Below are 8,443 nucleotides of genomic sequence, written 5' to 3' on the forward strand. Positions count from 1 at the left end.
TCCGCGGGAACTGCGCCAACAGAGCCCGCACCTGCGGCTCGACCGCATCAGCCAGCGAACCCCGCGGGCCCCGTTCCCGCCGCGGTGGGCCCGGCGCCCGCAGCGCCGAACGCACCGTGTTCCGCGCGACTCCCAGCCGGCGGGAGATCTCCTTGATCGGGACACCCTCCGCCCGATGCAGACGACGGATCTCGGACCAGTCCTCCACCGACAACACCCCCTCAGCGTCGCCCAGAAGGGGTCAATCCCAATCCGACGTCAGGGGGTCAGTCTCAGGCCGTCGTCGACAACGACGACCCTCACTCCGCCGGCTGGCCGCTGGCCGACGACAGCACGGTCGACGGGGCAGTCGATGCGCAGGGGTGGGAGCGGTGAACGCCCCCGAACATCCCGAGACCGGCCGCCCCGGCCTCCATGGCGCTGACCCCGTGCTGGCGGCGCTGGCCCGCGAGGTCGACGCTCTGCGCCGGGTCGTGGACGGGTTGGAGCAGGTCCCGGAGCGGGTCGATCAGCTCGGCCGTCTGGTCGGTCAGCTGTCGGAGGCACTCGCGGCGGTGACTGCGCGCCGGCGGATTCCGGCGGCGCCGTCGTGGCTGTTGGCCCCGGGCGACATCGGTGAGACCCGGCGGTTGCTCGATGAGTTGTGTGGCTGGTTGCAGGCGGTGTTCCTGCGTTACCCGGATGCGGTGAAGGTGCTGCCCGAGTGCTGGTTGTGGCATCCCGAGGTCGTCGAGGAGCTGCTGTGGCTGATGCACGCCTGGCTGGCCGCCTATCAGGGGCCGGCGGCGTCGGTCGGTGCGGCGGGGGACTGGCACGACCGGCAACGGCCTGGGGTGGTCAACCGGATCCGGAAGGAGGCCGGGTCGTGCTCGATCGAGCGTCACCAGACCCGCCCCGGCTGGAACGCCCCGGCGGGGGCGCCGGTCCCGGTCCCGGGCACCGACCACACCGAGTTGATCGCGCGGTGGTGGGCCAGTGGCCGCGACAGCGCCGCGCCGGAGCCTGCCCCTGCTGATGGCGGGGGTGGGTTGTGAGCGGGGGAGGGTATTGGGCTCGGTTGCGCGCAGCACACGCGGCGATGCGGGAGGTCGCCCGTGCCCACGAGGAGAACATCCAGGAGCTGGACCGTGCCCGCCGAGCGGTGGCCGATGCGCGGGGTGACCGGGATGTGTTGGCTACCGCGGCCCGCGACATCGAGGTGGGCCACGCCCGTTCCCGCGAGCTGTACGGCCTGGTCGTCGAGGCCTCGGACGGTATTCGGGACGCGATGCGGGGTAGGCGGGTCGACAGCGCCGCGCTGGTGGAGCGCGCCGGCCTGATCCGGGCCGACCCGTTCGACGACATCCCGGTCCCCGAGTGGTTCGAGCTCTACGAGCGGACCGCCGCCCCGCCCAGCGAGTCACCGGTACTCGACGACAGGCCAACCGCGGTCGAGGACGACACCGACACCGACACCATGGCCGACGGCGACACGGCTGTGCAGGACGACACGGTTGCAGAGGACACGGTCGCCGAGGAGACCCGGCCCTCGGCGGTGCTTGGCTGTGATGTCAACGGCCGGGTGCTGGCCAACTGGCCGCAGTACCAGGATGCGCACCGGATCCGTGACCCCGATCTCGACGTCCTGGCCCAGGCCCTCGATGAGATCACCGCGGGTAAGCGGGAGCGGTGGGAGGCCGAGTTCGACGAGGCCGACGACCTCGATCTCATCGTCACCGACGTCCACGACGACCACCACCGCGACCGCGAGAGCGACTACCGAGCCGACGACGGTGACGCCGACGGCGACCAGGGCAGCGATGAGGGCGGCGACGAGGACACCCCGGTCGACGACCCGGGCGAGCCCCCGCCACCCGCCGCGGACACCGACTCGCGTGCCGGCGCCGACGGTGCGGTTCAGGAGGTGCCTGATCCGTTGGAGCAGGCCCGGCGTGCGCTGGCCGAGGTCCGCCTCGACCTGATCGAGGACGCCGAGCAGAACGACGACGGCAGTGGGGGCGAGCGCTGGCATGACACCGCGGCCGAGGACGGGGAGGAGAACCAGCGATGAGCACCCAGACTTCTACTCGGTCGCGGGTGGTGTTGTGGCTTCCCGGTCTGGCCGTGGCGATCGGTGCTGCGGTGGCGACCGCGCATGGCCTGTTCGAGGTCGCCGTCGCCGCGCGGGTGCCGGTTGCGGTGGCGTGGATCTACCCGCTAATCACCGATGGGCTCGCGCTGGTCGCCTACACCGCGACCGCCCGCCTAAGCGGTGGCGCGGCCCGCTACGCCTGGAGTGTGGTGATCGTCGCTGCCGGGCTTTCGGGGCTGGCGCAGGCGGTGTTCCTGGCCGGGCCCGCCCCGGCACCCGGCGCGGCGCCGGTCGAGGCGGATGCGGTGTTGCGGTTCGGCGTCGGGGCCTGGCCCGCGGTCGCCGCCGCCGTCGTGGCGCACCTGCTCTACCTCCTCGCCGAGAACCCCACCGACAACGGCGCCCTACCCGCTGCGACAGAACCGCGGACCGAGCCCGACGCCGCGGCGGCGCCGCGGATACCGGCGACCATCACCGTCCCGCAGCGCGACCGGACACCGGTGGAACGCCCAGACACCGTGGGACGCGGTGCGGGTGTCCCGCCTGCGCTGGAGGGTCCGGTGATCCCTGGCCCGCCCCGGCCGGTGTCCCACCCGGCCCCGCGCGCCGCCGTCCGGCCGGATAACTCCGGTGCTGATGGGACAGGCGGGTCGGCTGCGGGCGCGCAGGAGCGCGCCCGCACCACCGCCCAGGCCCACCGCCAGCACCACGGCGACCTCCCCACCGTCCGGGAGTTGCAGCAGATGGCCGAGGTCGGCCGGGGCACCGCCGCCCGAGCACTCCAACAGCTCCGCGACGCCCCCGCCCAGGCCGCGAACGGCCTGCACCTCGTCCCCGACGAGCCCCAGAACAGGACCCAGCGATGAGCACCAGCAGCGAAACCACCTACGCGAGCAACACGAGCAGGACCGCGACTGACCACAAGACCAGAACCGAGAACGACTACACCGAACGGAGCAGGAGCACCCCAAGATCAAAGCCAGCACACCCTTGCATCACGATCCGCGGGGCCGGGCCGGCCTCCGGCCTCCCGGTAACCCCCACACCCGCCGCGCAGACCCGCGCGGACCGGCTCGCCGCCGTCGCGGGGTGGCCGCGGTGCTGAGGATCGTCAACGGCTACAGCCCCGAGTACCTACTCAAGGAGGTCGCGACCGGGCGGGAGAACTACTACACCGGCGCCGTCGCCGACGGGGAGCCGCCGGGGCGCTGGTGGGGCGCCGGGGCGGAGAAGCTCGGCCTGCACGGCCTGGTCGAGGCCCAGGACATGCGCGCGGTCTACGAGCGGTTCCTCGACCCGCGGGACACCGCGTTCCATGACCCGTCCCGGTGGGACAGCGTCCCGACGTTGGGACACACCGGACGCAGGTACTTGTCCGAGGACGAGATCTATGCCGCCGCGTTGGAGCGCGAGCCGGACGCCTCGGCGGAACGCCGTGCCCAGCTCCGGACGGAGGCGGGACAGAAGGCTCGGCACAACGTCGCGTTCTACGACGCCACGTTCTCGGTGCAGAAGTCGGTGACGCTGCTGCACACCGCGTTCGAGGCCCGCGAGGTCGCCGCCCGTCAGGCCGGGGACGAGGCCACCGCCGCGGCGTGGGGCGAGTTCCGCACGGCGGTCGAGGACGCGATCTGGGCCGGGAACAACGCCGCGCTGGAGCTGCTGCAGGACAAGGCCGGCTACACCCGGGTCGGGCACCACGGCGGCGCCGCCGGCCGCTATGCCGACGCGCACGCGTTCACCGTGGCGTCGTTCTTCCAGCACGACTCCCGGGACCGGGATCCGCAGCTGCACGTCCACAACACGATCCTCAACCGCGTCGAGGGCCCGGACGGTGTGTGGCGCACCGTCGACGGGCGGAGCCTGCACCGCTGGCGCCCGGCCGCCGCCGCGGTCGCGGAGCGGACGACCGAGGAGCGGATCACGGCGTCGCTCGGACTGGTGATGGCGACCCGCCCGGACGGCAAGGGCCGCGAGGTCGTCGGGGTGTCCGAGCAGGCGATGAGCCTGATCTCGACACGGAGGCACAAGGTGACCGCGAAGACCGCTGAGTTGGTCGAGGCGTTTGAGACCCGTTACGGGCACGCCCCGAATGGCTATCAGCTCGAACGCCTCGCCCAGCAGGCCACCCTGGCCACCCGGGCCCGTAAGTCACACCAGGGTGAGACCCGTGAGGATCTGCTCGACCGGGTCGCGGCCCGGATGGACGCCGAGATCGCCGGCGGCCTGGCCGGGATCGCCGACACGGCTCTGGCCGCCCGTCCGGGTGAGGTCGCGCCGATGCAGTGGTCCCCGGCCGAGGTCGTGTCCGTTGCGCTCGCCGAGGTGCAGAACTCCCGGACCGTGTGGACCCGCCCGGACCTCATCCGCGCGCTGAACAGCGCGCTGCCCGACCACCTCGGGATCAGCGACGGCACGCAGATCGCGAAGCTCCTCGACATCCTCGCCGACGAGGCCATGACCGCCGACCTGGCCAGCGTGCAGACCAAACGTCCCGCGGCCGACGTTCTGCCGGATGAGTACAAGCTGGCCAACGGCGAGTCGGCGTTCGAGGCCCCCGGCGCCACCCTCTACGCCACGACCGGGCACGTGCACACCGAGCGGATCCTCGCCGGGGCCGCCGGGCGTCACGACGGCGAGCGCCTGCCCGACGCGGTGATCGACCGGTTCCTGACCGGCCTGGCCGCCGACGGCACCCGCTTGGGCGCCGCGCAGGAGGCCGCCGTGCGCGGCGTCCTCGGCTCGGGGGCCCGGGTCGAGACCCTGGTCGGTCCGCCGGGGACGGGCAAGTCGTTCACGGTCGGGATGATGGCGCGGGCCTGGACCGACCCCGACCTCACCGGCGGGGGTCCGGCGCGGCGGGTGTTCGGGCTCGCTACCGCGCAGGCGGCGACGTCGGTGCTGGCCGAGCAGGGCCTGACCGCTCGCAACATCGCCGCATGGCTCGCCACGCAGGACCGGCTCGCTGCCGGCCGGCCCCGCGATGACACGGATCTGGGGTTCCGGCTGCACGCCGGGGACATCGTGGTGGTGGACGAGTCGGCGATGACCGACACCCCCGCCCTGGCCGCGATCCACGCGCATGTGGATGCGGCGGGGGCGAAGCTGTTGCTGGTCGGGGACCCGCGCCAGCTCGCCGCGATCGGCGCCGGCGGCGGCATGGACTTGATCGCCCGTGCGGGCGGGGCGCGCTACGAGCTCAACGAGGCCCGCCGCTTCACTCAGGAATGGGAGCGGGAGGCGTCGCTACGGCTGCGCGAGGGCGACGCCGAGGTCCTGGACGACTACCACCGCCACGGCCGGTTGATCGACTGCGGCGACGTCACCGCCGCCGAGACCGCCGCCGCCCGCGCCTGGCTCGCCGACACCCTGAAGGGCACCCCGTCGCTGCTGCTGGTCGACACCAACGACCAGGCCGACCGGCTGTCCTCCGAGCTGCGCTCCCAGCTCGTCGACCTCGGCCTGGTCGCCGAGCAGGGTGTGCGGCTCGGTCGGACCGGCGCGTACGCCGGGGTCGGCGACGTCGTCGAGGCCCGCGCGATCGGCCACGACCTCGCAGGCTACGAGGGCAACGCCCGCGCCCCGCACACCCGTGAACGGTTCCGCGTCCTCGCAGTCCGCGACGACGGCGGCCTGGACGTCACCACCGACCTCACCCGCGACAGCGATGGCGATGGGGTGGGGGAGCGGATGGTGCTCTCGCCCCGGTACGTCGCCGACGACCTCGCGCTCGGCTACGCGGGGACCCGCTACTGCGGGCAAGGCGCCACGGTGACGACCTGCCATTCGGTCGTCACCGACCGGACCGACCACGCCGCCGTCCTGGTCGGGCTGACCCGCGGGACCGACGCCAACACCGCCCACGTCGCCACCGTGACCGAGCTACCCGACGCCGCCGACGGCAGCGACCTCCACCAGCTGCACCGCTCCCCGAAGGCCGTCCTGACGACCGCACTGGAGCTGGCCGAGCCCGACCGCTCCGCCCTGACCATCGCCGAGGACTCCGCCCGGTGGGCCGAGTCGATCCCCGTCGCGGCCGAGCTGTTCGCCGACGCCGCCCATCAGGCGTCGGTGCGCCGCACGAGCACGTGGCTGGACCGGCTCACCGACACCGGCGCGCTGACCGTCGAGCAGCGTGACCAGCTCGCCGCCGAGGATGCTTCGACGTCGCTGACCCGGCCGTTGCGCCGAGCCGAGGTCTCCGGCGCCGATCCCTACGCCACGCTGCACGCCACGATCACCGGCCAGCCACTCACTGGCGCTCGCAACCTCACCAACGTCATCCATGCCCGTCTACGCGACCGGCAGCGGTTCGAACCCGACGTCGGCACCTGGGCGGACCGGGTCCCGCAGCTCGACGACCCGCAGATGACCCGCTACCTCGACCGGCTCGCCGAGCACCTGGACCAGCGCACCGCCGAACTGGGCTCCCAGGCTGCGGCCGAGCCGCCGCACTGGGCGACCGAACTGCTCGGCGAGGTCCCCGACCGGGACGACGCCGAGGCCCGCGCGGAGTGGGAGCGCAAGGCCGGCGCCGTCGCGGCCTGCCGCGCTCTGACCGGCTGCGAGGACACCGACGCGACCGAGACCGGCCCCGCCGAGGCCCTCGACGTGCTCGGCGCCGCACCGAAGCCGGGGATGGTGGAGCACCACGCGGCGTACTGCGCCGGGTGGGAGGCGCTGGGTCGGCCCCGCGCGGATCGGGAGGAGTTCGAGCTGTCCGACGGCGCACTGAGGGTGCGGGTGCGTGCCTACGAGCGGCAGCAGGCGTGGGCACCGCGTTACGTCGCCAACGAACTCGCCGGAACCCGCCAGGCCGCCGAACACCACCGCGCCGCCGCGACCCTTCACAGGGCCGAGGCCGACGCCACCACCGACCCGGCCCGCGCCGCCGAGCTGCGCCACGCCGCCGACGGCGCCGCCGCCCTCGCCGCCGAGCTGGACCGGCGCACCGGCGAGCTGGAGGAGGTCGAGGCCGCCCGCGGACGCTGGCTACTGCGCACCGCCGTCGACCGGGACAAGCACGACCGCGCGGTGATCGCGCTCGCGCACCGCAACAGCGACCGCGACGCCCCCGACGAGCGGGTCACCGCCGACGAATGGCTCACCGCCCACGACGAGGCCATGCGCGCCGAGGACGAGCACCGCCCGATCACCGAGCACGACCTCGACGACGGCCCCGTCGACGAGCGCCGGGCCCTCGACGACGGCCCGGTCCTGGAGACCGCGGTTGCGGACCTGCGCGAGACCGCCGCGGTCGAGCCGCGGGAGCGGCACGAGGACGACGTCCGGGTCCCGACCACCGCCGAGTCCGAGGACGCGGTCACCCGCGCCCGCCGGGCCCTGGACGAGATCCAGGCCCAGGAGGTCTACGAGGCCGGCCTCGACACCCCCGAGGCCCGCGACGTCGACCACCACCGAGACGACCCGTACGCCGATGAGACGGAGGACAGCGAGGGCTACGACGCCGAGCGCTGGGGCTGACCCGGATCGGGCACGATCGCCTCGACGACGGCCCGCCACAGCGGCCACCGCTGCGGCGACTCGTCCTCGGGGCGCACCGGCCACGCCATGTGATAGCCGTCGTCCTCCATGTCGAGGTACGTCTCGGCGATCTCCATCGCCGACCACGTCCGCGGTGACCGCCACAGCTCCAGCGCCGCGGCCACCGGCGCCGGCAGCCGCCCGCCCGGTATCCGCTGCGCCGGACCCCACGACGCCGTCACGACCGGACAGCCGTCCGCGCGGGGCCCGGTCTGCACCAGCTCGGCCGGATTCCACCGCACCACGTGCTCACCGACCCGCAGCACCTCGACCACGACGAGCCCCCGTCGGGTCTGTAACGAGAACGGTGGTTCCGGCGATGTTGTCAGTAGTGCTCGGCGCCCGGCCAGCGGTCACCGAAAGTGATGGCGAAGGCGTTGAGGACTGGCTTCCAGCGCATCATCCATCGGGTGTGGCCTCGTCCGGTCGGGTCGAGGCTGCGGGTGACAAGGTACAGACATTTCATCGCGGCCTGCTCGCTGGGGAAATGCCCTCGCGCTCGGACTGCTCGCCGGTAGCGGGCGTTCAACGATTCGATCGCGTTCGTCGTACAGATCACCCTCCGGACCTCGATGTCGTAGTCGAGGAACGGCATGAACTCGGTCCAGGCGTTACGCCACAAACGTATCATCGCCGGATAGGCTCGCCCCCACTCGTCATCGAGATCATCCAGCGCGGCTGCAGCGGCATCGGCGGTGGACGCGGTGTAAATAGCTCGGATGGCGCGTTTGACGGCGTCGGTGTCACGCCGTGAAGTCAAGCGCAGTGAGTTGCGGATCAGGTGCACGACACAGGTCTGCACGATCGCCTGGGGCCACACGTTCTCCA

General features: G+C 73.1%; 7 protein-coding genes. 4 read left to right on the forward strand and 3 right to left on the reverse strand.

Annotated features, from left to right (window positions below):
* On the reverse strand, positions 1-217 hold a 217-nt coding region (locus tag FVA95_RS26550), incomplete at its 3' end, for a sigma factor-like helix-turn-helix DNA-binding protein (protein ID WP_193564260.1).
* A 154-nt stretch (positions 218-371) separates the two neighbouring features.
* Here FVA95_RS26550 and FVA95_RS26555 point away from each other — a divergent pair.
* The 4 genes from FVA95_RS26555 to mobF all read left to right on the forward strand — a co-directional run bounded on the left by FVA95_RS26555 (position 372) and on the right by mobF (position 7,555).
* Positions 372-1,034, forward strand: a complete 663-nt coding sequence (locus tag FVA95_RS26555; protein ID WP_149666565.1) for a hypothetical protein — start codon at positions 372-374, stop codon at positions 1,032-1,034.
* Positions 1,035-1,057: 23 nt separating this feature from the next.
* A complete protein-coding gene (locus FVA95_RS26560) occupies positions 1,058-2,050 on the forward strand; it encodes a hypothetical protein (protein ID WP_149666566.1) in 993 nt (330 codons plus the stop codon).
* Positions 2,047-2,937, forward strand: a complete 891-nt coding sequence (locus FVA95_RS26565; RefSeq protein ID WP_149666567.1) for a hypothetical protein — start codon at positions 2,047-2,049, stop codon at positions 2,935-2,937. The genes FVA95_RS26560 and FVA95_RS26565 overlap by 4 nt, the downstream gene beginning before the upstream one ends.
* A 232-nt stretch (positions 2,938-3,169) precedes the next feature.
* Positions 3,170-7,555 carry a MobF family relaxase gene (gene mobF / locus FVA95_RS26570; RefSeq protein ID WP_240051752.1) on the forward strand — a complete coding sequence of 1,462 codons (4,386 nt, stop codon included), beginning with the start codon at positions 3,170-3,172 and terminating at the stop codon, positions 7,553-7,555.
* On the opposite strand, the gene FVA95_RS26575 is transcribed toward mobF, so the two are convergent.
* On the reverse strand, positions 7,531-7,890 hold the full coding sequence (locus tag FVA95_RS26575) for a hypothetical protein (RefSeq protein ID WP_149666569.1): 360 nt from the start codon (positions 7,888-7,890) through the stop codon (positions 7,531-7,533). The genes mobF and FVA95_RS26575 overlap by 25 nt on opposite strands.
* 50 nt (positions 7,891-7,940) lie before the next feature.
* On the reverse strand, positions 7,941-8,443 hold a 503-nt coding region (locus FVA95_RS26580; RefSeq protein WP_193564430.1), incomplete at its 5' end, for a transposase.

This window comes from Pseudonocardia sp. EV170527-09 (assembly GCF_008369905.1).
Classification (GTDB): domain Bacteria; phylum Actinomycetota; class Actinomycetes; order Mycobacteriales; family Pseudonocardiaceae; genus Pseudonocardia.